The organism is Janthinobacterium sp. PLB04 (assembly GCF_021165895.1).
Classification (GTDB): domain Bacteria; phylum Pseudomonadota; class Gammaproteobacteria; order Burkholderiales; family Burkholderiaceae_D; genus Janthinobacterium; species Janthinobacterium lividum.
Window position 1 is genome coordinate 3469353 of sequence record NZ_CP088968.1, and the last position, 23493, is coordinate 3492845.

A 23493-nucleotide genomic window follows, 5' to 3' on the forward strand; every position below is an offset into this window, starting at 1 on the left:
CTGCCGGACTCCATCATGCCCGCACCTGAAATCGTCATCCGCCTGCTGACGCCGGCCGACACTGCCGCCTTTTGCGCGCTGCGCCTGCGCGCCATCCTCGATTCGCCCAGCTCGTTTTCCTCGTCGCGCGAGGATGAGCTGGCGCGCACGCCGGAAGAACATGTGCAGCGCATCGCCGGCGGCCCGTTGCACCGGGCGTTTGGCGCCTTCGATGGCGAACGCCTGGTCGGCTTTGCCGGCTTGCGGCGCGAATCCATGCGGCAACTGTCGCACAAGGCCTTGCTATGGGGCGTGTTCGTCGATGTGGCGCAGCGGGGCAAGGGCGTGGCGCGGCGCCTCGTGAACGCCTGCATCGAGCAGGCCGAGACGGATCCTGCCGTCATGCAAGTGCACTTGAGCGTGAATGCGGAAAACAATGCCGCCTTGCGCCTGTATGAATCGCTGGGATTTATCGCGTATGGCACGGAACCGCGCTCGATGCGCGTGGGCGACTTGTTTTACGACGAGCATCACCTGGCTTTATTGATCAGGTAATACTGCTGCCGCTTACTTGCAGCGCGGGCACAGCCCCTTGATCAGGTAATCGACTTCGCCGCCGCTGAAACCTTCCGGCAACAGCACGGGCGGGGGCAGCTTGACTTCATTGAAGCAGGTGACGTTCGCGCATTTGGTGCACTGGAAGTGCGCGTGCTCGTGCGCCTGGTGGCCTGCGCCCGCGCTGAAGCGCCACACCTGGTCGGCACCGGCGATACGGTGCACCAGTTCATTTTCCGTCAGCCATTCCAATACCCGGTACAGGGTGACGGAATCGATATCGCTGTCCTGGGACAGCGCCTGCTGGATTTCATGGTGGGTCAGCGAACGGCTTTGCGCCATTAAAAAGTCGAGCACCTTCACGCGCGTCTTGGTGACGCGGGCGTTGGTGTTGCGGATCAGCGATTCGGCTTGCGGTGTAGAAGATGATGTCAACATGATAGGCCTGCTTGCGGGGGATCGGCTGGCGGCGTCATCGCCGTGCCTTTGCCACCCTCTGGGCCGTATCTTAGCATGCGTGCCGCACCGGATGGAACGGCGTCATGGTTTGAACGTCCAATAGCGGCCGGCCACCGTATCGACGGGGTCGAGAAAGCGCTGGTCGGCGCGCGCATGGTTGCGTATCAGATAGAACATGTCGGACAGGGCGGAGCGCTTTTCCGCGAAATACGCATGTTTCATGAAGCTCGTGTCGACCCCGCTGGCATCGATGGTTTCCACGCCCGCCACGATCAGCATGCCGGCGCCGCTGTCGCCCGCCCGCCGGTAGCCGTGCACGGCTTTCGAAGCGGCCAGGGCCAGGTCTTGCGACGAGGCATACAAGGTGACGGGGTTGCGCGCGGCGGCCAGTTTCGGCGCGATATCGTGCTTGAAGATGGCGGCGTCGATATCGGGCGCGGACAAGATGATTTCCGTAATCTTTTGTGCCAGCTGCGGCTGCGCGGCCAGCAAGTCGGCCACGGCGCGCGCCAGGCCGCGGCTGCCCATGCTGTGTCCGACCAGATACACTTGCGCCGCCTCCGTGCTGGCGAGAAAGTCGGCCAGGAAGCTGGTAAGGTGAGGCGTGCTCCACTCGATATTGTTTTCATCGATGGTGTAGCCGGCCACCTCGCCGCGCGACGGCCAGCTGTAGAACACGGGCGCGCCGTCAAAGCCCAGGTCGTAGGCCATCTGTCCCGTGCGCCGCGCCGCATCCTCGAAACTCACGTTATAGCCATGCACGAAGATAAAGGCGCTCTTGCCGGCCGAGGCGCGGATCTGGGTCTTCAAGGCGGCAAAGAAGTTGTCGCGGTCTTGCACCTCGGCCGACAGCAGCACCACGTGCTTGGCCGGGTCGTCGCGAAACTCCAGGCGCCACAGCGACGGCGATTCCAGCTGGCCCATGCGATGGTCGCGGGGGATGCTGATGTCGCAGCTGCCATAGCTGAGCGGGCCATTGCCGCCCATGATGTTGCGTTCGCCGCTGAAGCGCTGGGCCGGCGGCTTGCCCACATCGCGCTGGCGGTCCGTGGCGAAATACACCTTTAGCACCGCATAATTCGAGATGACGGCGCTTTTATCGGCCGGGTCGGGCACGGCTTCCACGTCGGGGACTTGGGGAATGGGCCGCTGCAGAGAGTCGAGCAAGCCTTGCGCGGCAAACAGGGTTTCCATGTCATCGGGCACTTTTGCGCTGGACAGGGCGGCCGACAGGGCCAGTTGCAGTCGGGTATCGGCAGGGTCGGCTTCCAGCGCGGCGATGGCAGCGAGGATGGCGGCGGCGCTGTCGAACTTGGCGATGGCCCGCTTGAGCCGCGCATAGTGGCTGGCGACGGCTTCGGGAGCGCGGCCGGGCGCGCCATGCCCGATGGCTGCCACGACAGCGGAAGTAATCAAGTCCATGCGCCACCTGCCTTTCAGGTCAATATGGATCGAATGTCAATCCATATTGCCATAAAAGCACGCGAAAAGCGATTTGTCCAGCGCCCCATGCAGCGGGCGCGGCTACGGTCAATGCTGCTTGTCGTCGCTGAACTGCTGCGCCAGCGATTGCAGGGGCGCTACCGTCAGGCCGCCGCGGCTCACGTGCTCGGGGATGGCCACGCGCACTGGCTTGCTGTGCATGTTGGTGGACGACAGCACATTCGTGGTGGTCTCCGGCGCCGCATTCCACACGGGGTCGACGATGCCTTCGAACACATGTTTCAATTGCTCGCCCCAGGTGTCGCGGATCATGCGGAAATACTGGTTCTTTTCATCGATGGTGACAAAACGCGTGACGGCCAGGCTGCCCGTCTCGTAGACGAGCAGATCAAGCGGCAAGCCGACGGAAATGTTCGAGCGCAAGGTCGAATCCATGGAAATGAGGGCGCACTTGGCTGCCTCGTCCAGGCGCGTGAACGGGTTGATGACCCGATCGATGATGGGCTTGCCGTATTTCGCTTCGCCGATCTGGAAATACGTGTTTTCATCGTGCGATTCGATGAAATTGCCAGCCGAATACACCTGGAACAGCCGGCAGCGCTCGGCGCCGATCTGGCCGCCTAAAATGATGCTGACATTGAAATCGATGCCGCAGTCGGCCAGGGCCTTCGCTTCGCGCAGGTGCACCGTGCGCACGGCTTCGCCCACGATGCGCGCCGCATCGTACATGCTGGCCACGTTCCAGATGCTGCGTCCGTCCGCATCCACGTGTTCGGAAACGATCTGGCGGATCGCCTGCGAGATCGACAGGTTGCCGGCCGTCATCAGGACCAGCATGCGGTCGCCCGGGTTCTCGAACACGCTCATCTTGCGGAAGGTGCCCACCTGGTCCACGCCGGCATTCGTGCGGGAGTCGGACAAGAAGACCAGGCCTTCGTTCAGGCGCATGCCTATGCAATAAGTCATCGTCGTAAATCAAGTCAAAAGGGGTAGCATTCTACACCAGCCGGGCCTGGCAACCAGCTTGCAAGGCCCGGCCAGCCTCATTCCTGCCGTTTACACGGGCACGATCTGCACATCGACCCGTAATGTTTCTGTGCCGCCACCCTGGCGCACGCCGCGCACGGGGGCCGCCGAATCGTAGTCGCGTCCGATGGCCAGGCGGCAATACGCATCCGTCATCAGGCGCGCATGCGTGACATCGATGCTGACCCAGCCCGCGAAATCCGTGTCTTCCGTCCAGGCGTCGACCCAGGCATGGCTGGCCGCGTGGCCCGTCGTGCCCGGATCGATATAGCCGGAGACATAGCGGGCCGGGATGCCCCAGGCGTGGCAGCAGGCGAGGAACAGATGGGCGTGGTCCTGGCACACGCCGCGCCCCAGCGCCAGGGCGTCACCAGCCGTGGTGGTGACCATGGTGGCGCCGCTTTCATAGGCCACCTTGCCGACGATGTGCTCGGCCAGGCGCAGCAAGTGGCCCGTGCCCGCCGTCACGCGCCGGTCCGGCAGGCTGGCGGCGCTCAGCTCGAGGATGGCGGGATTGGCCTGCGTCAGGGGTGTCGGCATGGTAAACAGCAGCGGCGACAAGGTATCGACCAGGTTCAGCCGTCCCTTGTGCGGGTAGATGGTTTCCACCACGCCATGCGCTACCAGGCTCAGGGAGTGATGGCTGCCGTTGATCGTCAACATGTGCGACAGATTGCCGTAGGCATCCGTGTAGGCGTGGCACTGGCCCGGCGTCGTGATTTGCCAGGACAGGGCCCGCTGCTGCGGCTCGATACGCGGCGTCAGGTGCAGCTGCTGGATGGTGTAGGCCAGCGGCGCACTGTAGGCGTAATGGGTTTCGTGGCGGATGGTGAGCTGCATCAGGCCGCCAAGGGAACGAGGAAATCGCGGCTGACCCGGTTGCCCAGGTCATAGATGTTTTCCAGAAATTCCGTCAATGTATGGTGCAAGCCCGCCTTCATGATGTCGTCGATATGGCCGAATTTCAGCTCCGCATGCAGTTTGCCAGCGAAACGCTCCGTATCAGCGGACACATCGTTGCGAATATGCTTGAGGTTTTCCACCACGTCATCCATGCAGGCCAAAAGCGACCTGGGCATGTCGCCGCGCAGCATCAGCAATTCCGCCACCCGCGCCGGGGTGATGACGTCGCGGTACACCTTGCGGTAGATCTCGAAGCCGGAAACGGAGCGCAGCAGCGCCGCCCAGTAGTAAAAGTCGCGCTGCGTGATGTCTTTCGACGTGTCGCGCGCGCCGTGGAACTTCACGTCGAGGATGCGCGCCGTGTTGTCGGCCCGCTCGAGGAAGGTGCCGAGGCGGATGAAATGGATGGCCTCGTCCTTGAGCATGGTGCCCAGGGTCACGCCGCGCGACAGGTGCGAGCGGTATTTGACCCATTCGAAGAACTGGCTGGGGTCCGTTTCCAGCAGATTGCTTTTCAGACGCTTCTGCATGTCGAGCCAGGTGGCGTTCTGGATTTCCCACACTTCCGTCGTCAAGGTGCCGCGCACGGCGCGGGCGTTTTCGCGCGCGCCCGTCAGGCAGGCGAGGATGGACGACGGGTTGTTCGGATCGCGCACCATGAAGTCAAGCACGTCGCGCGTATGGAAGCGGCCATATTTGTGGTCGTACGCGCTTTGCAGCTCGGAAATGCCCAAGGTGGCGCGCCAGCCCTGTTCCGCATCCTGCTCGGACTGGGGCAGCATCGAGGTTTGCATGTTGACGTCGAGCATGCGCGCCGTGTTTTCCGCCCGCTCCGTGTAGCGGGCCATCCAGAACAAATGATCGGCGGTGCGGCTCAGCATGCTTTTTCTCCTGCAAACACGGATGTTGGTTCCAGTACCCAGGTATCCTTGGTGCCGCCCCCTTGCGAGGAGTTGACCACCAGCGAGCCTTCGCCCAGCGCCACGCGGGTCAGGCCGCCGGGCACCATGGAAATCGTCTTGCCGGACAGCACGAATGGACGCAAATCGATGTGGCGCGGCGCAATGCCGGCCTCGACATACGTGGGACAGGCGGACAGGGCGAGCGTGGGCTGGGCGATGTAGCCGCCCGGATTGGCCAGCAGGCGCTGGCGGAAATCCTCGATCTGCGCCAGGCTGGACGCCGGCCCCACCAGCATGCCGTAGCCGCCCGCGCCATGCACTTCCTTGACGACGAGTTTCGCCAGGTTCGCCAGCACATACGACAAATCGGCGCTCTTGCGGCACTGATACGTCGGCACGTTGTTGAGTATCGGCTCTTGCGACAGATAAAACTTGATCATGTCGGGTACGAACGGGTAGATCGACTTGTCGTCGGCCACGCCCGTGCCGATGGCGTTCGCCAGCGTTACCCGCCCGGCGCGGTAGACGGACAGCAGGCCCGGCACGCCCAGCGACGAGTCCGAGCGGAAGGCCAGCGGATCGAGGAAATCGTCGTCCACCCGGCGGTAGATCACGTCGACGCGCTTGGGCCCGCGCGTGGTGCGCATGTACACCGAGTTGTCGTTGACAAACAGATCCTTGCCTTCGACCAGTTCCACGCCCATTTGCTGGGCCAAAAACGCGTGCTCGAAGTAGGCGGAGTTGTACATGCCGGGCGTCATGACGACAACCGTCGGGTCATCCACGCCCATGGGCGCGACGGAGCGCAGGTTGTCGAGCAGCATGTCCGGGTAATGGTCGACGGGGGCGATGCGGTTGCGGGCGAACAGTTCCGGGAACAAGCGCATCATCATCTTGCGGTCTTCCAGCATGTAGGACACGCCGGACGGCACCCGCAGATTGTCTTCCAGCACATAGAATTCGCCCTGGCCGGCGCGCACGATGTCGACGCCGGCGATGTGGGCGTAAATGTCGGAGGCGACGGAAATACCCTGCATTTCCGGGCGGTACTGGGCATTCTTGTAGATTTGCTCGGCGGGGATGATGCCCGCCTTGATGATGTTTTGCTCATGATAAATATCATGGATGAACATGTTCAAGGCTTGCACGCGCTGTACCAGGCCCGTCTGCATCTGCGCCCATTCCGTGGCGGGGATGATGCGCGGGATGGTGTCGAACGGAATCAGGCGTTCCGTGCCGGCATCGTCGCCGTACACGGCGAACGTGATGCCGACCCGGCGGAACGTCAGGTCGGCTTCGGCCCGCTTGCGGGCGATGGTCTCGGGGGATTGCTGCTCCAGCCAGTTGCTGAATTCACGATAGTGTTCACGTACCTTACTGTCCGTCCCCACTTCATTTGCAGTCATTTCATTGAAAAAATTTGCCATGTTGTGATTTCCCTTGAGCCGTGTCTATGCATAGCTCAGCAGGAAGCGTGCCAACAAGGCGGGCGTGAACAGGTGTAAATATGACCACTTTTGTGGCGTCGCGCCATTGCTTGCACCAATTCGGTGCGCTAGGCGTCACTCTTGGGGACGTCGGCGGGCTGGACGAAGGGGCGGCAATCGACGGGAACGTCGAAGATGAAGCTGGTGCCTGTCTCGGCCGCGCTGTCGACGGCGATGCTGCCGCCGTGGCTTTCGGCCACGCTCTGCACGAAGGGCAGGCCGATACCCCAGCCTGGCGCGGGGCTGTCGTTCTCGCGGCGCAGGTAGTCAAAGATGCGTTCGGCCTGTTCCGGCGCGATGGGCCGCCCGCTATTGTGGACGGTGACGATCAGGCGTTCGTGGGTCGCTTCCACGTGCACGCTGATAGGCGCGTCGTCGCCATACTTGAGCGCATTGCCGAGCAGGTTTTCCAGTGCGCGCCGCAGCGAGTTCTCGCACCACCAGCCGATGACGGATTGCCCGCTGACCTGGCATTTTCCCGGCCGCTGCAAGTTGACCTGGCTGGCCACGGCGTGCACCAGCGGCAGCACATCGAATTGGCTCAGCACCAGTGGCAACTGCTGGCCCTGGTGGTAGCTGAGGCCATCGAGCAATTCCTCGATCATGCTGTCGAGCCGCTTGCTGTGCTCGACAATCTTGTGCGCCAGCAATGTCACCCGTTCCGGGTCGACTGGCCTGAGCAGCAGCTGGGCGCTGGTGCTGATCACGGCCAGGGGATTGCGCATGTCGTGCGACAGGCCTGCCGCGATGCGGCGCCGGAAGCCTTCGTGCATGCTGGTAAATTCGCGTATCGATTCGCGGATGCCCGAGTCGATCGACACATTGATCACCTGCCAATCCTTGCTGCGCAGGGTGATGCCGGACTCATGCGCGGTGGCGGCGAAGCAGTCGCGGAAGATCTGGTATTCCTGGATCACCTGTTCCGGGCCGTAATTGGTCATGCGCGCCCGTTCATTGCCATGCACGGCGGGCACGTTGCTGTTGCTGGCGGCGTTTTCGCGCGGGTGGCCCGGGGTGAGGGCTTCGGCCAGGTTGTCGAAAAAGGCGGGCAAGGTATTGATGAGTATGGGCGTGAGCAACTGGTCGGCGCCGCGCACCTTGGCGCGCACGCGCTGTTCCCAGGCGCTGAGGACGGCGTCGCGCATGGCAAAGATGCGCTGCGCGCGCTGCAATGGCTGGCGTGCGCTGGCCTGGCGACCCGCGTGATGATCCGTGGCAATACTCACCTGGACTCCTGACTGCAATGACTATGCTTGCGATAGTATGCGCCAATTCAGCCGCCGGGGAAACGCCTTATTGTCCAGTATCGGCCTGCCGCAGGGCCGCATCGAGGCGGGAAAGCGAGGCAGACCATTCGGCCAGCGAAAAGTTCTGTGGATCATCATGACCATTCGCAAACCCTGTATCGATGACGGCATGGAAGGCGGGGATCAGCCACGTGCCCCTGCGCACGCTGGCGGCGATATACAGCAGGGCAAGCCGCTCGTATTGCGGAGGCGTAAAGCCGGGATCGGGCGCCAGGCCATCGTTACCCTTGCCGCCGCCGGGCACGGAGTTGCGCGGCTGCACCAGTTCCACGTGCAGGAACAGGCCCGTCAGCGACGGCTTGTCCTTTTCCAGCTTGCTGGCGTAGCTGGCCGTGGCAAAGTCGCGCACCTGCAAGGAGCCGCCCACGCGATTCACGTAGACATGGCCTTTCGGGCCGCCGCCCAGCGCCGGATTGCGCAAGCTGAAGTCGTTGAAGTCCCAGCTCGCATCGTTGATGTGGCCGGGAATGGCGTCAAGCAGGAAATTCGGGTAGCTGGTGTCGTGGATGACGAAATAGCGGGCCATGGGCGCGGCCAGCCGGCCCACGGCGCGCGACAGGGGGGCGTCGACGGCGCCGCCCACGTCTGCCTCGGCGATGCCTTGTTCCGCCAGCCAGGCGCGCAAGCGGGCCGGGGCGATGCCCGTGCGCTGGCCGATGCGATCGGCAAGGAAGTTCGGCAGCGGCGCACTCTCGCCCAGCCGCGCATACAGTTTGACGGGGCGCAGCAAACACGTGGCTTGCGCCAATGCATCGCCCTTGAAGCCGCTTTTCCAGGCAGCATACGGGCAGGCGGCTTGCTTTTGGGCCGCGGCAGGCAGGGACAGGCAAAGCAAAAGCAGCAGGGCAGGGAATCGTTTCATGCGGCATTGTCGCCGAAGCGCGCCTTGCGGCACAGGCGCGCACGCGGAAAAAAAGCTGCCCGAGGGCAGCTTTTCAAAGTAGGACAGGGGCGCGGTCTTTAAAATGCCACGCTGGCCGACACGACCACGGTGCGCGGCGCGGCCAGGACCAGCGAGCCGATGTTGAAGGACGACACGGCCGAGGACCAGTAATTGCGGTCCGTCACGTTGTCCACGCGGGCGCGCAAGGTCACGTCACGGCCCGCCACTTGCGTCAGGTAGCGCGCGCCGATGTCGAGGCGGGTCCACGATGGCAGTTGCTTGGTGTTGGCCTGGTCCGCATACTGCGTCGAGGTGTAGATGGTGCGGGCGTTCAGGGTCAGGCCTGGCGCGCCCGGCACGTCCCATTCGCCGCCCACGCTCATCTGCGTTTCCGGTGCGCCGATGGGTTTCTTGCCATTATTCGCGGCCACGTCGGTATTGCTGAGCTTTGCATCGAGCCAGGTCAAGCCGCCCAGCAGGCGCACGCCTTGCATCGGCGTGCCGAAAATCGACAGTTCCAGGCCACGGTTGCGCTGCTCGCCATCGAGTTCGGCCCGCTTGCCGACCACGGCCAGCAACGGTTTGGCCGTGCTGAACAGGGCGGCGCTCATGCCCAGCTTGCCGCCGTCATACTTGACGCCGATTTCCTTTTGCTTCGATTTGTACGGCGCAAACACGTCGCCCATGTTGTCGACGTTGAGCTGCTGGCCGTTTTCCACGTACGTTCCCGTGGCCGCTGGGCCCTTGACCAGTGCTTCGATGTAGTTGGCGTACAGCGACACGTTCTGGTTCGCCTTGAAGACGATGCCAGCCACGGGCGTCGTGGCGCTCTCGTCATAGGCCTTGCCTTGCAGCGCCGAGGTGTTGTAGTCGTAGCCGGCATCCTTGATCTGCTGGCGGCGCAAGCCCACGGTCAGCAGCAGCTTGTCGTCCAGGAAGGCCATGGTGTCGGCCAGGGCATAGCTGTTGAGGATGGTTTTCTGGGTGATGCGCGGGTCGCTCATGATGCCGCCCGTGTAGGGCGTTGGCGGCGGGGTCACGCTGATTGGCGCATAAATGTTGGTGGCAAACTTGTCGCCGATCGCATAGGCGTTCTTCGCTTCATTCCAGTGCCCGGACCAGCTGGCCACCAGGGTGTGCTTGACGGCGCCCGTAACGAGCTTGCCGCGAATGCCCAGTTCGCCCGTGCGGATTTCCTGCTTGCGGGCATTGTCGAAGCGCGACACCGTGGCGTCGCCATTGATCGAGGTCAACGAAGGCTCGGCCAGGCTGTTGGCTTCCTTGGCCGAACGGGAGCCAAATGCGGCCCAGGCCACGACATCCTTGGCCAGGTCCACTTCGGCGCGCGCCGTGCCGAACACATCGTGTTCCTTCGAATAGCTCCATGGCTGGGCAAAGTTCTTCGAGGCATCGGGCGCGGATGGCAGCACGGCCACGCTGCCAATGGCGACGGACGGGCGCGGCGATGTCAGGTTGAAATTCTGGTAGCCGGCATCGGCCGACAGGCGATAGCCGCGGCCGCGGTAGTCGAGGCCCAGCGAGAACATGCCCACGTCGTGGTCTTCGCGCCTGATGCTGGTCTCGCCCTGGCGCTTGGCGGCGTTGACGCGCACGCCGAATTCCTGGTTTGCGCCAAAGCGGCGCGCCACGTCGATGGCCGCATAGACGTGGCCGCCCGATTCCACGCCCACCGTCAATTCCGTCAGCGGCGTGTTGCCGGCGCGCTTGGGCATCAGGTTGATGGCGCCGCCGATGCCGCTGCCGCCAGGCGCCGCGCCGTTCAGGAAGGCGCTGGCGCCCCGGAACACTTCCACGCGCTCGAGCAGTTCCGGCGACACATATTGACGGGGCAGCACGCCGTACAGGCCGTTATACGCCACATCGTCCGAATCGAGGGCGAAGCCGCGGATCACATACACTTCCTGGAAATTGCCATAGCCGCGCGACATGCGCACGGCCGGATCGCTCTGCAGCAGATCGCCCACGCTGCGCGCTTGTTGGTCGGCAATGAATTGCTGCGTGTAACTGGTGCCGCCGAATGGCGAATCCATCATGTCCACGGCACCAAGAATGCCCATGCGCCCGCCGCGCGCCACCTGGCCGCCCGCATACGCCTTCGACAAGCCTTCCGCCGACGCATCGGCGGACGCATTGACCACCACCGTCGGCATGCTTTGCGCGTCGCCGGCCGTCATGGCGGGAGCGGTTTGGGCTTGGGCGGCGGCGCTGGCCAGCAGGAAAGCGGCCAGGGCGAACGGGGTAGGGACGAGGTGGAAGGTGCGCATGGTGTTGTTTGGATATTAATGAGAATGATTATCATTATATTCCAGCGTGGCGCGCTGCGTGGAAAAGTGTGAGAAAGTGATAAAAAAGTCGCCATTTGTACAACAGCCGGCATGCCAAGGCACTGGAATCTGGCGGAAAAAGGCGCGCCAGGCGATACCTTGTGGATTTATTAATGCGCAAATCCAAGTTTCGCTAGAATGGGGCATCGCGCCCGGCGCCCACAGGAAACCGCATGCCATTGCAACGCCATCTACAGTCCGCTTCCATGCGCATGCGGGAGGGCTTGAGCCTGAAAGGCGCTGCCGTCGCGCTGATCCTGGCCATGCATGTGCTGGGCCTGTATTTTCTGCTCCTGCCGCCGCGGCAGCTCAAGCAATACACGGAAGTGGCTTTCATGACCTTGCTGCCGCCCCGGCCCACGCCGCAGGCGCCGCCGATGGCCTTGCCTTTGCCGATGCCTGTGCCGCGCGCGCGGGCATCGGCGCCGCCCGCCGCGCCGTCCGCCATCCTCGAACCATCTCGCGTAATAGTGGAAGCCATCACCGTACCGGCCGAAGAGCTTCCCGCCGTGCCGGCCACGGCCCCCTCGACGGCAGACTTGCGCACGCGCGCGCGGCTGGCCGCGGGCGCCGCCGACAAGGCCCTGCGTAACGAGCTCAAGCAAGACCAGCCATGGCTGGCCTCTGCCGGCCTGAAGAGCGAAAGCACTTTCCAGAAACTCGTTGCCTCCGCCTGGCGCGGCGGCCCCGTCATCCGCGTGGAGGAATTCCTCACGGCCGATGGCCGGCCCGCCACGCGCGTCGTCAGTGCCGGCGGCGCCACGTGCTTTGGCATGGCCGAGAATCCCGGCTCTGGCGCCGACCCGGCCAGGACGGGCGGCAAGGTGAAACGCGTGCCTTGCCCGGGCTAAAGACCGCATTCGGCACAGGGTTATCACGGCGATTGCGGGGCAGTCATCCCCGGCAGGGCGTCAAATATGCTAAGTTGCGTCTGCAATTCATGTGACACGACCCAGGACGCCCATGCTCCCCGAACTCCTCATCCTCGCTCCCAGCCCTTCGGCTGCCGTCAACGCGCAGCTGGAACAGCAATATACCTGCCATCACGCCTGGCAAGTGCCGGCGCAAGAACGCCACGCCTGGCTGGCCGAACGGGCGCCGTCCATCCGCGCCGTTGTCACGACGGGCGCGCTGGGCTTGAACGCCACCGACATGGCCCTGTTACCAACGCTGGAAATCGTCGCCGTCAATGGCGTCGGACTCGATGGCGTGGCGCTGGACCTGGCGCGCGAGCGCGGCATCGCCGTCACCACCACGCCGAACGTGCTGACCGATGACGTGGCCGACGTGGCGCTGGCCTTGCTGCTGGCCAGCGCGCGGCATATCGTGGCACTCGACCGATTCGTGCGCGATGGCGGCTGGGAACGCCGCGAAGCCATCGCCCCCGCATCCAGCCTGCGCGGCAAGACGGCCGGCATCTTCGGTTTCGGCCAGATCGGCCAAGCCATCGCGCTGCGCCTGGCCGCCTTCGGCATCCACGTGCGCTACTTCCAGCCGCGCGCCATTGCCGGCACCAGCGTGCCGCGCGCCGAATCCCTGCTGGCCCTGGCGCAGGAAAGCGATTACCTGATCGTCTGCGCGCCGGGCACCCCGGCCACGCGCAAGATCATCGACCGCACCGTGCTCGACGCGCTGGGACCGCAAGGCACCCTGATCAATATCGCCCGTGGCGCCCTCATCGATGAAGAAGCCCTGATCGCCGCCTTGCAGGATGGCCACCTGGGCGCGGCCGGCCTCGACGTGTTTGCCGACGAGCCGAGGGTGCCTGCCGCCTTGCGCGCCTTGCCGAACGTGGTGCTGACGCCGCACGTGGGCAGCCTGACCGTGGAAACGCGCCATGCGATGGGGCAACTGGTGGTCGATAACCTGGCCGCGCACTTTGCCGGTTTGCCGCTATTGACGCCAGTAAAATGATAACGCCCGGGATGAACCGTTTTAATCAAGCATGAATGAAAGAGTAGCTATGGAATTGACAAAATCGCTGTTGCGCACGCGCGGCGGGCAGGACAGCGGCAAGGTGGGCATGATCGAGCTGTTCTTCGATCTCGTGTTCGTGTTTGCCGTGACGCAACTGTCGCACGGCTTGCTGGCGCACCTGAGCGCCATGGGCTGGCTGCAGACGGGACTGCTGCTGATGGCCGTCTGGTGGGTGTGGATTTTCACGTCGTGGATCACCAACTGGCTCGACCCCGAGCGCATTCCCGTGCGCATCAGCCTGTTTGCGCTGATGCTGGGCGGCCTGATCATGTCCGCTTCGATCCCCGAGGCGTTCGGCACGCGGGGTGTGGCATTCGCGGGCGCCTACGTCGCCATGCAGGTGGGGCGTCCCCTGTTCGCCTGGTGGGCCGTGCGCCATGAAGCGCTGTCGCGCCGCCGCAATTTCCAGCGCATCGCCCTGTGGGCAGTGTTGTCCGGTATCTTCTGGATCGCCGGCGGCATCGCCGCACCCGAGCAGCGCATCTTCTGGTGGGTGCTGGCACTGGCGATCGACCTGGCCGGTCCCTGGATGCAGTTCGGCTTGCCGGGCCTGGGCCGCTCGACGACGGCCGACTGGGATGTCGATGGCGGCCACATGGCCGAACGCTGCGGCCTGTTCGTCATCATCGCCCTCGGTGAATCGCTGCTGGTGACGGGCGCCACCTTCGCCGGACTGGAATGGACGGCCAGCAACTGGCTGGGCTTCCTGTCGGCCCTGGTCGGCAGCATCGCCATGTGGTGGATCTACTTCGATACGGGCGCCGAGGCGGGGCACCACCGCATCGCCCACTCGAAAGACCCGGGCCGCATCGCCCGCAAGGCTTACACATATATCCACGTGCTGATCGTGGGCGGCGTGATCGTTTCCGCCGTGGCCGATGAGCTGGCCCTCGTGCATCCGGACGAGGCGAGCTTCGCCGGCATCAGCGCCTTGCTGGGCGGCCCGATCCTGTATTTGCTGGGCAATGCGCTGTTCAAATGGGTCAGCAGCGAGCGCGCCGCGCCGCCGCTGTCGCATCTGCTGGGCATCTTGATCATCCTGGCGCTGATCCCGATGGCGTATGGACGGCTGTATGCGCCCCTGACCCTGGCCTGCATCACCAGCTGCGTGCTGGTATTGGTGGCAGTGTGGGAACATATGGCGCTGCGCCGTCCGCCACCGGATATCGATCCCTGACGTCGGTTTTCCCTCAGCCGGGCGGCGCGATGCCGTCCGGATCGCTGCGCGCATCGAGCTGCAGCTGTAAGAATGCCAGGTCCAGCCAGGCGCCGAACTTGGTGCCCACCTGGCGCATCAAGCCCACTTCCTCGAAGCCCAGCTGCTTGTGCAGGGCGATCGAACCGGCATTGCCCGCTTCGATACCCGCCACCATCACGTGCTTGCCCAGGCTGCGCGCCCGCGCGATCAATTCCACCATCAAGGCCTTGCCGACACCGGCGCCGCGGCGATCGGCGCGTACATACACGGAATGCTCGACCGTATGGCGAAAACCCTCGAACGGGCGCCAGTCGCCAAACGCGGCGTAGCCAGCGACATTTCCTTCCGCATCGATGGCGACCAGCACCGGATAGCCGGCCCGCTGGCGGTCGGCCAGCCAGGCGGCGCGGTTGGCCGCATCGACCGTCCGTTCATTCCAGATGGCCAGGGTATGGCTGACGGCATCGTTGTAGATGGCCGTGATGGCTTCGATGTCGCCCGCATGGGCATCGCGTACCTGCATGTTGCTCTCCTTGCTAGTCGTCCACTATAATGGACAAATCATAGATTGCCTCTCACGCCTTGTCCAATAAAATCCGAATGGAAGCCGGAATGAAATCCAATATATGTCCACTAAACCAGACGAATTGAACCAGCGCATCGGCGCCAGGGTACGCCTCGAGCGGGAAAACCTGGGCTGGTCGCTGACGGAACTGGCGGCCCGCTCGGGCGTGTCGCGCGCGATGGTGCACAAGGTGGAGCGGGGCGACTGCAGCCCCACGGCCACCTTGCTGGCGCGGCTGTCGGGCGCCTTCGAGCTGAGCATGTCCGAACTGATCGCCCGCGCCGAGATGCGCGCGGGGCGCTTGCTGCGCAAGGCTGAACAACCCGTGTGGATCGACCCGCAGAGCGGCTATGTGCGGCGGCACGTGTCGCCCGCGTCCGACATGCCGCTCGACCTCGTGCACATTAGCTTGCCGCCGGGCGCCGTGGTGGCCATGCCGGCCGCCGCCTATGTGGCCCGGCGCCAGCTGATCTGGTCGCTCAGCGGCAGCCTCGTCTTCCTCGAAGGGGAGACCCGCCACGTGCTGGACGAGGGCGACTGCCTGGAACTGGGGCCGCCGGCCGACTGCGTGTTCAGCAATGAAACGGCCACCGCCTGCACCTATGCCGTGGCCGTATTGAAGAATGGCTGACGTCAAGCCAGCGCCGCGGCGCGCAGCTGGGCAATGAAGGCGCGCGCGGCGGGCGCCTGTTCGTGGCGGCGGAAGGCCACGGCGATTTCCGAGCTGATCTGCGGCCCTGCCAGTTCGCGGAACACCACGCCGGGCAATTGCACGCTGGCCATCACCGAGTGGGGCACGATGGCGCAACCGACGCCCAGCGACACTTCCGTCAGCACGGCCACCAGACTGCCCGGGCGCGACACCACCTGCGCCGCAAAACCGCCGCGCCGGCTCGCTTCCAAGGTTCCCAATTCCTGTTCCGGCACGATGAATGCCTGCTGCGCCAGCGCGGCCGGCACCGCCACATCCAACAGGGCCAACGGACTGTCGGCTTGCACGGCCAGCACGAAGCGGTCGCGCAGCAAGACCACGCTGTCCAGTCCGTCCGGCAAGTGCAGGGGCGGGCGCACGAAGGCCAGGTCGACGCGGCCCTGGTCCAGCAAGCCGGGTAGGGTATCCATCGCGTATTCGCGCGCACCGATGTGGATGCCCGGGTGGCTGGCGCGAAAGCGGGCAAACTGGTCTTGCAGCACGCCTGAGTAAGCTGCTGATGCGACATAGCCGATTTCCAGGCGTCCCAGTTCGCCCCGTCCCGCGCGCCGCGCCACTTCCTGCGCCTGCGCCAGCTGTGCCAGCGCGCGCGCAGCCTCGATGACGAACAATTCTCCGGCGGCCGTCAGGGCCACGGCGCGCTTGCTGCGCTGGAATAAACGCGTACCCAGCAGCTGTTCCGTTTCCTGCACCTGCTTGGTCAGCGCGGGCGGCGAAATGCCCAGTTCCGCGGCCGCCCGCGCGAAGTGCAGGCTGTGCGCCACGGCCAGTACGCAGCGGAAATGCCGCAGTTCCATGTCTTTTTCTGTATTCACCATGAGTGAATTATAAGGTGATTATCTTATAACAGGAAATAATACAAGCCTGCTTACAATCGAGGCATGAAGAATACCAACTGGACCTTATATACGTGCTCGGGCGTGTGCGCCCTGATCATGCTCGACACCAACGTCGTGGCCGTCTCCTTGCCGTCGATCGCTCGCTCGCTGAACGCCAGCTTCGTCGACGTGGAATGGGTGGTCAGCGCCTACATGCTGGCGTTCGCCTCATTCCTGTTGCCCGCCGGCAGCATTGCCGACCGCCTGGGACGGCGCAGGGTGATGCTGTTCGGCCTGGGCGTGTTCGCGCTGGCGTCGCTGCTGTGCGGCCTGGCGTGGACGCCGTTCGTGCTCAACGTGGCGCGCGCCGTCAAGGGCCTCGGTGCCGCGCTGCTGCTGACCTCCGCGCTGGCCGTCATCGGCCACACCTTTCATGCGGAAAAGGAGAGGGCGCGCGCCTGGTCCGTGTGGGGGGCGGCCATGGGCGTGGCCATGACGGTGGCGCCCCTGCTGGGCGGCCTGATCACGAGCGCCATCAACTGGCGCTGGATTTTCTACCTGAACCTGCCCGTCGTCGCCATCCTGATGTGGCTGGTGCAGCGCCATGTGGACGAGTCGAAGGACGCGTCGAACGCCAGCTTCGACCCGCTCGGCGCGGCTTTATTCTCCGCCGGCCTGTTCTGCATCATCTGGGGCTTGATCGACGCCAGCGTGGCGGGCTGGTCCAGCCGCGCCACCGTGCTGCGCTTTGTCGCGGGTGCGGCGCTGCTGGCCGTGTTCGTGCTGGTGGAGCGGCACCAGCGCGCCCCGATGGTCGATTTATCCTTGTTTGGCCGCCGCGTGTTCGTCGGCGCCGTGCTGGGCATGTTCGGCTATGCCATCGCCGCGCAGGTGATGATGACCTTTTTACCCCTGTATCTGCAGAACGCCTTCGGCTTTTCCGCCGTGCTGGCCGGCTGCGCCATGCTGCCGTTTGCCGTCGCCATGGTGGTGCTGTCGCGGCTGGCGCCACGCGCCATGCGCCATCTGGACGACCGCGGCATCCTGGTGACGGGGCTGTTGATCGTCGCCGTGGGCAACGTGGCCACGGCGCTTGCCGCCGCCAGTTTGCAGTACGGCTGGGTGGCGGCCGGCATGGTCGTCACGGGCGCGGGCGCCGGATTGCTGAACGGCACCACCCAGAAGGCCATCCTCGCCTGCATCCCCCGCGAGCGCACGGGCATGGGCTCCGGCATCAGCACCACCACGCGCTTTGTCGGCATCGTGCTGGCCGTGGGCGCGCTGGGCGCCGTGCTGGCCATGCGCACGGCCGCCTCGTTCGAGAAGCTGGCGTGGCTGCACGGACTGAAGGCGTCGCCCGAGATGATCGGCCGCATCGTCGCCGGCAATGCGGCCGAGGCCTTCGGCCAGCTGCCGCCCGCCATGCAGGCCGTGGCGCAGGAAGCGGCGCGGCACGCCTTCATCGATGGCTTTGCCAGCGTGCTGTACCTGGCTGGCGGACTGGCGGCCACGGTGGCGGCGCTGGTGTTCGTGCTGGCGCGGCCGCTGGAAAAATTGTAACTGTTCAGCAATATTCAGGTACACGGCCTCTGCTTGTAATATGATGCCATCGAGCAATACATGGCAATCATATAACAAGACCAATCAAGAGCGCCGAACAGAAGCGTAGCGAGCGGCAGTGAGTTGTGGCTGAGAAGCGGAGCTGTGCGAATGCACAGTGAGCATCGGAAGCCGCAAATCGCGACGCGCAGTAGCTTATGTTCGGTGCGGAGAATCGCATGCGCAGAAAACGCATCATCATCACCAGCGTGCTGGTCGCAGTCATCGGCGTGGCCGCTCCCCTGAGCCTGGCCTTCTATCTGTCGTCCGTGCGCGCCGAGCAGGGCGAGCAGGAGCGCCTGCGGCTGCTGGCCGGCTACGCGCTCGAGCGCGCCCACCGTTCGATCGCCTCGGCCAGCATGGCCCTGCGCAGCGCCGATGCGCTGGACCTGGCGCCGTGCTCGGAAGCCCATATCCAGCAATTGCGCCGCATCACCATCACCACGCGCAGCATCGACGATATCGGCTATGTGGAAAACGGCTTGCTCAAGTGCACCTCGACCGGACTCGAGGAAGAGCGCATCGCCATCACGCCCGCCGACTTCACGCTGGACAATGGCATGGGCATCGATTTCAACCTGCGCCCCGTCGTCAGCGGCGGCAAGCGCATGGTGGGACTGACTTACCGCGCCTATAAAGTGCTGATCGATCCCGTGCGTTTTTCCGACGTCATTGTCGACAGCGACATCCAGATGGCCGTGGCCATCGGCAAGGAAGGCGTGCTCGACACCTTGCACCATCCGGATCCCGCGCAGGTGCAAGCCTTGCTCGCCGGCCTGCCGGCGGCGGACGGCGCCACCCCGGATGGCAGCATCCATGCGATGCTGTACCGCGATGGCTTGACGGCCGTCATGATCGAGCCGCGCAGCAAGCTGAACGACAGGCTGCGGCGCGAACAGCTGCTGCTCTTGCCGCTGGGCCTGCTGATGGCCGCCTTCATCGTCGGCATCGTCGTGTGGCTGTCGCGCCGCCGCCTGTCGCTGATGGGAGAATTGCGCATCGCCATCGACCGGCGCGAATTCTTTGTCCATTATCAACCCATCATCGCGCTCGATACGGGCGTGTGCGTGGGTGCCGAGGCGCTGATACGCTGGCGCCGTCCCGACGGCAGCATGATACGGCCCGACCTGTTCATTCCCGTGGCCGAGGAAGGCGAACTGATCTTGCCCATCACGGACCAGGTCATCGATTGCGTCATCGCCGACATGCGCGCCGCGCTGCTGGCCGACCGCGAACTGCACATCGCCATCAACCTGTGTGCCAGCGATATCGAAACGGGCCGGGTGCTCGACGTGCTGGAACGCGCGCTGGACGGTAGCGGCATCGAGGCGCAGCAGATCTGGCTGGAAGCGACGGAGCGGGGTTTCATCAACGTGGAAGCGGCCCGCGCCACCATCGAAAAGGCCAGAGCCCGCGGCCATGCCGTGGCCATCGACGACTTCGGCACCGGCTATTCCAGCCTGTCGAGCCTGCAAAACCTGCCGCTCGATGCCTTGAAAATCGACAAATCGTTTGTCGACACCATCGGCACGGACGCCGCCACCAGCAGCGTCACTCCGCACATCATCGATATGGCCCGCACCTTGAACATGCTGATCGTGGCCGAAGGCATCGAAACGCAGCAGCAAGCCGATTATTTGCTGGCACGCAAAGTTGAATTCGGCCAGGGCTGGCTGTTTGCGAAAGCGCTGCCGGCCGCCGAATTCCTCGCCTTCTACCGGGCGCGCCGGGCGCCATCTTCCACATGAAGCAGCCACGTTTTCCCTACCCATTGCAGCCGCTGCGCGTACCGGGCGGCTGGCACATCACCGTCAACACCCTGTTCGAAGTGGAACCGGGTGCGGAGACCATGCAGTGGTTCAGCAGCGCGCTACTGCTGTGGGGCAGCTGCCGCGACACGGGTTACTGCTTCAACTCGCATTTTGAATCTGAGGACGATCCGCAAGGCGAATTCGTGCTGGAGATGGGCAAGGTGGAGTACGACCGGCACGGCAAGATCGTCCAGGGCAGCGACGCCTTCCTGGGCGAGTTTCGCACGCGCAGCAAGGCGGCGTTTGTCGCCCGGGTCGAGCAATTCATGCAAGACCCGGCAGCCTGAGTTTTACGGCTTGCGCGGCAAGACGACGTCCTGTCCGCCTTGCTTGAGCACGGCGCTGGCGATCTTGCCTGCGGCATCGCGTGTAAACGCCAGGTCCGCGTCGATGGCGCGGAAGAAAAATTGGTCTTTTGCGCTGGCAAACAAGGGAGCGGAACCGACGCCCGTGCCGGCCGCTTCCAGGCCATGCTTGCCCAAGGTCACCGTCAACGTGAATTTCTTGTCCAGCGGATACTCGCCCACATATTCGGCCAGCGCGGCGCGCGGCACTTCGATGGCGGCTTGCGGTTTTTTCAGCGGCGGCAGGGGCGTGCCGGGCAGCAGGGCGGACAAGCCCAGCGCATCGACGTCGCGCGCCGTGTTCGTCAGCACCACCACGCCCCGCTTGCCGTCCGTCGTAAACGCCGCGTAGCTGGCGTAGCCGCCCGTCTGGCCGCTGTGCCAGGCGTAGGCATGGTCCTGTTGCTGCTCCAGCAGCCAGGCCAGGCCGATTTTCGTATCGCTATCGGGCGCCAGCGGCAGCTGCGGCTTGATCGCCAGCACATACGGGCGCAGCGGCCTGTGCATGTACGCTTGCAGGTAGGCGATCATGTCGCGCGCGCTCGAATACACGCCGCCGGCCGGCGCCACCACATTCAAATCCCAGGCGGGCGTAAGCTCGCCCGACAGCAGGTGGCCGGGCGCCAGGCGCGCCAGCATGCCGGCCGAAGGCGTGTTCGTGGTGGAACGCATGCCCAGCGGCACGGCGATGCGCGAGTGCAGCAGGGCTTCATAGCTGGTGCCGGCCTGTGCGGCCAGGGCCGTGCCCAGCACGGCATAGCCGATGTTCGAATAGTCAAATGCCGTGCCCGGCGCATGGGGCAGGTGATAGGCGGCAAGAAACTGCCGCTGTTTTTCTGCCGTGTAATCGGCATACGGATTGGCCGGGTCCTTCGGCACGAAGTTGTCGGGCAGGCGCGGCAGCGAGGAATAGTGCGTGGCCAGGTCGAGCAGGCTGATCGTCTTGCCGTCGAAGGCAGGCACGGTATAGCCCGGCAATAATGCCGCCACCGGCTCGTCGAGCTTGACCTTGCCTTCGACGACGGCATCGGCCAGCAGCAAGCTCGTCATGGTCTTGGTAATGGAGCCGATCTGGTAGACGGTGTCGGCGCCCGGCTTGGCGCTCTTGCCGGCATGAATGCTGCCAAAGCCGTAGACGGCGCTGTCCTTGCCGTCGATCACGGCGATGACGATGCTCGAATGCAAGCCCGTGCGCGTCAGTTCTTCCGCGCGCTGGCGCACGGCATCGTCCAGCACGGGGGCGGCCAGCGCGGCGGTACCGAGCAGGCAAAGGGGGAGGAGGGCGAAAGTGGGTGTCATGGGAAGCCTTTTCCAGGGTGGGCCAGATGCACGCCGGCGCCTGGATAAGGTCTCTGGCATGCCTGCTGAAGGATACGGCCCCAACATGAAGGCTGCCTGAGTTTTATGGCTGCCGGTATGGCAAGGCTTGCGCTTGCTCAATGTTCAGCCAGCGGCGCTTCCAGCAGGCAGGCCAGCTGCGCGCGCATGCCGCTGGCCATGCTTTGCAGTAATTCACCGCGCCGGCGCGCGTCGGCGCGTTTCTTCGACGGCACGTCGGCCAGGTCCGGCGCCCGGTAGGGGGCGCAGGGCAGGTGATAATTACCGTCGCGCATGCGCAAGGCGTGCAATTCCTGCCATGCCAGGTCGTAGTCGGCGGCGATATGGCGCCGGCGCCGGGCATTCAGGGCGATGCGGTTGTCATTGCTGATCAAAAACACATTATTACAGGCAAAAAAATCGCCGAAATCGCGTAGGGCCGTCACCATCAGGTTTTTCGGGCGGCAACCGTGCAGCGCCCGCGTGGCTTCCTTGACGGCCAGCTTGCCCGCTTCCGAGCGCAAGCCTTGCAGCGCGCCCAGCTGCAAGGACACGCCATCGGCGCGCGGCACGAACAAAAAGCTGGCCAGGTAGAAGGGGTGGCCATCGCGCGTCAGGCGAAGGCACAGTTCGCCTTCGCGGTAGCTGTCGTGGATGGCCGTCAGCTGCAGGCGGTACAGCGCCGCATCCTTGCCTTCGAACGCGGCCAGCACGACGGGCTGGCGCGCGGCCCGCTCGACCAGCGCGCGGGCGCCCGCTTGCCACAGGAAGCGGTAATGCCCTTCCAGCAAGGCCAGGCGATCCGTGCAACCGAGCTGGCGCGATGCGTACGGGCGGTAAATCTTGAAGCGCAAACAAGGATGCAATTGCGCCAGGGAACTCAAGCCGGGCATGCTGCCCAGGAAGGCTTGCCAGCGCGTGCGCTGGCGGGGAAAGAAGAGGGCGCCCAGCGCCGCTTTCAGGCGGTGTCCGCTGGCAGGGTGTGGCAGGGCGGCGCCGTGGCGCAGGGGTAAAGCGATGTCATTCATGGTTCAGCCGGAAAATGGCAGGCGCTGCACAATGAGAGCCTTGCCAATCTGAATGCTACGTGGGCCAGGTGAATTTCATATTAAGAAACCTGATGCCGGCCCACCCGGGGCCAACATTTAGAGGATGACAACTAAATCATTGCCCGCTGGCGACACGGGCTTTATTCTGCTTGCCTGATTAATGACTAAGGCGCCCATGAATCACCACCAATTGCTTGCCATTCCCATGCTGCTCGCCGCACTGGGCGTCCAGGCGCAAGACCGCACGGCCGATCCCCTGGGGCCCCTGGCGCAATGCATCAACCGCAGCCAATTCCAGTTCAGGCAGCAGGACCGCTTGCCCGCGCACGTGACGACGCGCAGCGTCAAGCTGGCAACGGGAGAGGGCCAGGTCTCGGTGGCCGATGGCTATCGGCTGATGTTGTTCCACAAGAGCAGCTTGCCGTTCGTGAATCTGAAGATCGAACGCAGCGCGGAAGGCAGGTTTGCCGCCGACCGCGACACCATCGTGGCGCAAATGCAGCATATGTCGGCCACCAGCAAGCCGCCACAGCTGGTGCCGCTGGAAACGGACACGCGCCAGGGCGTGGAAGTGCTAGGATTGAATAACCCGAATATCACGCAATCGTCCGGCGTGATCAGTCTGTACACGCTGCTGCATGACGCCAGCGGGACGGTCGCCACCGCCTATCTGCTCAATCAGCCGGCAGACAAGCGGGCATTCGCGACGGATGCGCAGTACCAGGCCTTGCGCGACCAGTTCATCGCTACGCTGGTCGCCTGCATGGCCAGCCCTGCGCAGTAAGGCGTGTGCGCATTGAAGGAGATGCCAGCC

At 64.3% G+C, this 23493-nt stretch carries 22 protein-coding genes; 9 read left to right on the plus strand and 13 right to left on the minus strand.

Translation table 11 applies throughout. The features are described from left to right. Positions 1-15 precede the first annotated feature (15 nt). Positions 16-534 (plus strand): GNAT family N-acetyltransferase, encoded by a 519-nt coding sequence (locus tag LSO07_RS15310; RefSeq protein WP_092604874.1) that lies wholly within the window; start codon positions 16-18, stop codon positions 532-534. A 12-nt stretch (positions 535-546) separates the two neighbouring features. Here LSO07_RS15310 and LSO07_RS15315 read toward each other — a convergent pair whose 3' ends face one another. The 9 genes from LSO07_RS15315 to LSO07_RS15355 form a co-directional block, all read right to left on the minus strand. Next, entirely contained in the window at positions 547-972 is a 426-nt protein-coding gene (locus tag LSO07_RS15315) for a Fur family transcriptional regulator (protein ID WP_034787417.1), read from the minus strand. A 102-nt stretch (positions 973-1074) separates the two neighbouring features. Further along, entirely contained in the window at positions 1075-2415 is a 1341-nt protein-coding gene (locus tag LSO07_RS15320; RefSeq protein WP_151095161.1) for an alpha/beta hydrolase, read from the minus strand. A 108-nt stretch (positions 2416-2523) separates the two neighbouring features. Then, positions 2524-3402, minus strand: a complete 879-nt coding sequence (locus tag LSO07_RS15325) for a peptidase (RefSeq protein ID WP_034787421.1) — start codon at positions 3400-3402, stop codon at positions 2524-2526. A gap of 90 nt (positions 3403-3492) precedes the next feature. After that, positions 3493-4302 carry a transglutaminase family protein gene (locus LSO07_RS15330; RefSeq protein ID WP_070279556.1) on the minus strand — a complete coding sequence of 270 codons (810 nt, stop codon included), beginning with the start codon at positions 4300-4302 and terminating at the stop codon, positions 3493-3495. Next, on the minus strand, positions 4302-5246 hold the full coding sequence (locus tag LSO07_RS15335; protein WP_034787425.1) for an alpha-E domain-containing protein: 945 nt from the start codon (positions 5244-5246) through the stop codon (positions 4302-4304). The genes LSO07_RS15330 and LSO07_RS15335 overlap by 1 nt, the downstream gene beginning before the upstream one ends. Beyond that, positions 5240-6694: a circularly permuted type 2 ATP-grasp protein gene (locus LSO07_RS15340; RefSeq protein WP_052140579.1), complete on the minus strand. Its 1455-nt coding sequence runs from the start codon at positions 6692-6694 to the stop codon at positions 5240-5242. Before LSO07_RS15340 ends, LSO07_RS15335 begins: the two co-directional genes overlap by 7 nt. Positions 6695-6822: 128 nt before the next feature. Next, positions 6823-7980, minus strand: a complete 1158-nt coding sequence (locus LSO07_RS15345; RefSeq protein WP_151095163.1) for a sensor histidine kinase — start codon at positions 7978-7980, stop codon at positions 6823-6825. A 67-nt stretch (positions 7981-8047) separates the two neighbouring features. Next, positions 8048-8923: a hypothetical protein gene (locus tag LSO07_RS15350; RefSeq protein ID WP_151095165.1), complete on the minus strand. Its 876-nt coding sequence runs from the start codon at positions 8921-8923 to the stop codon at positions 8048-8050. Between the two features lie 98 nt (positions 8924-9021). Beyond that, the gene (locus LSO07_RS15355; RefSeq protein WP_151095167.1) at positions 9022-11229 is read right to left on the minus strand and encodes a TonB-dependent receptor; all 2208 of its coding nucleotides are present in this window, start codon (positions 11227-11229) and stop codon (positions 9022-9024) included. A 233-nt stretch (positions 11230-11462) separates the two neighbouring features. Between LSO07_RS15355 and LSO07_RS15360 the strand changes: the two genes are divergently transcribed. The 3 genes from LSO07_RS15360 to LSO07_RS15370 all read left to right on the plus strand — a co-directional run bounded on the left by LSO07_RS15360 (position 11463) and on the right by LSO07_RS15370 (position 14443). Then, positions 11463-12140, plus strand: coding sequence for a hypothetical protein (locus LSO07_RS15360; RefSeq protein ID WP_151095169.1), 678 nt, complete (start codon positions 11463-11465; stop codon positions 12138-12140). A 112-nt stretch (positions 12141-12252) separates the two neighbouring features. Further along, positions 12253-13203 (plus strand): 2-hydroxyacid dehydrogenase, encoded by a 951-nt coding sequence (locus LSO07_RS15365; RefSeq protein WP_099387747.1) that lies wholly within the window; start codon positions 12253-12255, stop codon positions 13201-13203. A 55-nt stretch (positions 13204-13258) separates the two neighbouring features. Beyond that, positions 13259-14443, plus strand: coding sequence for a low temperature requirement protein A (locus tag LSO07_RS15370; protein ID WP_404811519.1), 1185 nt, complete (start codon positions 13259-13261; stop codon positions 14441-14443). A 13-nt stretch (positions 14444-14456) separates the two neighbouring features. On the opposite strand, the gene LSO07_RS15375 is transcribed toward LSO07_RS15370, so the two are convergent. Continuing rightward, positions 14457-14987 carry a GNAT family N-acetyltransferase gene (locus tag LSO07_RS15375; RefSeq protein ID WP_151095173.1) on the minus strand — a complete coding sequence of 177 codons (531 nt, stop codon included), beginning with the start codon at positions 14985-14987 and terminating at the stop codon, positions 14457-14459. Between the two features lie 103 nt (positions 14988-15090). Between LSO07_RS15375 and LSO07_RS15380 the strand changes: the two genes are divergently transcribed. Further along, positions 15091-15660 carry an XRE family transcriptional regulator gene (locus LSO07_RS15380; RefSeq protein WP_092604883.1) on the plus strand — a complete coding sequence of 190 codons (570 nt, stop codon included), beginning with the start codon at positions 15091-15093 and terminating at the stop codon, positions 15658-15660. A gap of 2 nt (positions 15661-15662) precedes the next feature. Here LSO07_RS15380 and LSO07_RS15385 read toward each other — a convergent pair whose 3' ends face one another. Continuing rightward, entirely contained in the window at positions 15663-16538 is an 876-nt protein-coding gene (locus LSO07_RS15385; RefSeq protein ID WP_151095175.1) for a LysR family transcriptional regulator, read from the minus strand. A gap of 84 nt (positions 16539-16622) precedes the next feature. On the opposite strand from LSO07_RS15385, the gene LSO07_RS15390 reads away from it, so the two are divergent. The 3 genes from LSO07_RS15390 (at position 16623) to LSO07_RS15400 (ending at position 20256) form a co-directional block, all read left to right on the plus strand. Continuing rightward, complete coding sequence (locus LSO07_RS15390) at positions 16623-18119, plus strand: MFS transporter (protein ID WP_151095177.1); 1497 nt, start codon at positions 16623-16625, stop codon at positions 18117-18119. A 218-nt stretch (positions 18120-18337) separates the two neighbouring features. Then, on the plus strand, positions 18338-19906 hold the full coding sequence (locus LSO07_RS15395; RefSeq protein WP_151095179.1) for an EAL domain-containing protein: 1569 nt from the start codon (positions 18338-18340) through the stop codon (positions 19904-19906). Continuing rightward, positions 19903-20256: a hypothetical protein gene (locus tag LSO07_RS15400; protein ID WP_151095181.1), complete on the plus strand. Its 354-nt coding sequence runs from the start codon at positions 19903-19905 to the stop codon at positions 20254-20256. The genes LSO07_RS15395 and LSO07_RS15400 overlap by 4 nt, the downstream gene beginning before the upstream one ends. 3 nt (positions 20257-20259) lie before the next feature. On the opposite strand, the gene LSO07_RS15405 is transcribed toward LSO07_RS15400, so the two are convergent. Both LSO07_RS15405 and LSO07_RS15410 read right to left on the minus strand, forming a co-directional pair. Then, complete coding sequence (locus tag LSO07_RS15405) at positions 20260-21612, minus strand: serine hydrolase (RefSeq protein ID WP_191909686.1); 1353 nt, start codon at positions 21610-21612, stop codon at positions 20260-20262. A gap of 137 nt (positions 21613-21749) precedes the next feature. Then, positions 21750-22658 (minus strand): VirK/YbjX family protein, encoded by a 909-nt coding sequence (locus tag LSO07_RS15410; protein WP_151095185.1) that lies wholly within the window; start codon positions 22656-22658, stop codon positions 21750-21752. Positions 22659-22854: 196 nt separating this feature from the next. On the opposite strand from LSO07_RS15410, the gene LSO07_RS15415 reads away from it, so the two are divergent. Continuing rightward, the gene (locus tag LSO07_RS15415; protein ID WP_151095187.1) at positions 22855-23463 is read left to right on the plus strand and encodes a hypothetical protein; all 609 of its coding nucleotides are present in this window, start codon (positions 22855-22857) and stop codon (positions 23461-23463) included. Positions 23464-23493 lie beyond the last annotated feature (30 nt).

Bases quoted from the DNA above. Each gene is read 5' to 3' on its own strand.
- LSO07_RS15310 (WP_092604874.1), top strand. From the start codon at position 16: ATGCCCGCACCTGAAATCGTCATCCGCCTGCTGACGCCGGCCGACACT.
- LSO07_RS15315 (WP_034787417.1), bottom strand. From the start codon at position 972: ATGTTGACATCATCTTCTACACCGCAAGCCGAATCGCTGATCCGCAAC.
- LSO07_RS15320 (WP_151095161.1), bottom strand. From the start codon at position 2,415: ATGGACTTGATTACTTCCGCTGTCGTGGCAGCCATCGGGCATGGCGCG.
- LSO07_RS15325 (WP_034787421.1), bottom strand. From the start codon at position 3,402: ATGACTTATTGCATAGGCATGCGCCTGAACGAAGGCCTGGTCTTCTTG.
- LSO07_RS15330 (WP_070279556.1), bottom strand. From the start codon at position 4,302: ATGCAGCTCACCATCCGCCACGAAACCCATTACGCCTACAGTGCGCCG.
- LSO07_RS15335 (WP_034787425.1), bottom strand. From the start codon at position 5,246: ATGCTGAGCCGCACCGCCGATCATTTGTTCTGGATGGCCCGCTACACG.
- LSO07_RS15340 (WP_052140579.1), bottom strand. From the start codon at position 6,694: ATGGCAAATTTTTTCAATGAAATGACTGCAAATGAAGTGGGGACGGAC.
- LSO07_RS15350 (WP_151095165.1), bottom strand. From the start codon at position 8,923: ATGAAACGATTCCCTGCCCTGCTGCTTTTGCTTTGCCTGTCCCTGCCT.
- LSO07_RS15355 (WP_151095167.1), bottom strand. From the start codon at position 11,229: ATGCGCACCTTCCACCTCGTCCCTACCCCGTTCGCCCTGGCCGCTTTC.
- LSO07_RS15360 (WP_151095169.1), top strand. From the start codon at position 11,463: ATGCCATTGCAACGCCATCTACAGTCCGCTTCCATGCGCATGCGGGAG.
- LSO07_RS15365 (WP_099387747.1), top strand. From the start codon at position 12,253: ATGCTCCCCGAACTCCTCATCCTCGCTCCCAGCCCTTCGGCTGCCGTC.
- LSO07_RS15375 (WP_151095173.1), bottom strand. From the start codon at position 14,987: ATGCAGGTACGCGATGCCCATGCGGGCGACATCGAAGCCATCACGGCC.
- LSO07_RS15380 (WP_092604883.1), top strand. From the start codon at position 15,091: ATGTCCACTAAACCAGACGAATTGAACCAGCGCATCGGCGCCAGGGTA.
- LSO07_RS15385 (WP_151095175.1), bottom strand. From the start codon at position 16,538: ATGGAACTGCGGCATTTCCGCTGCGTACTGGCCGTGGCGCACAGCCTG.
- LSO07_RS15390 (WP_151095177.1), top strand. From the start codon at position 16,623: ATGAAGAATACCAACTGGACCTTATATACGTGCTCGGGCGTGTGCGCC.
- LSO07_RS15395 (WP_151095179.1), top strand. From the start codon at position 18,338: ATGCGCAGAAAACGCATCATCATCACCAGCGTGCTGGTCGCAGTCATC.
- LSO07_RS15400 (WP_151095181.1), top strand. From the start codon at position 19,903: ATGAAGCAGCCACGTTTTCCCTACCCATTGCAGCCGCTGCGCGTACCG.
- LSO07_RS15405 (WP_191909686.1), bottom strand. From the start codon at position 21,612: ATGACACCCACTTTCGCCCTCCTCCCCCTTTGCCTGCTCGGTACCGCC.
- LSO07_RS15410 (WP_151095185.1), bottom strand. From the start codon at position 22,658: ATGAATGACATCGCTTTACCCCTGCGCCACGGCGCCGCCCTGCCACAC.
- LSO07_RS15415 (WP_151095187.1), top strand. From the start codon at position 22,855: ATGAATCACCACCAATTGCTTGCCATTCCCATGCTGCTCGCCGCACTG.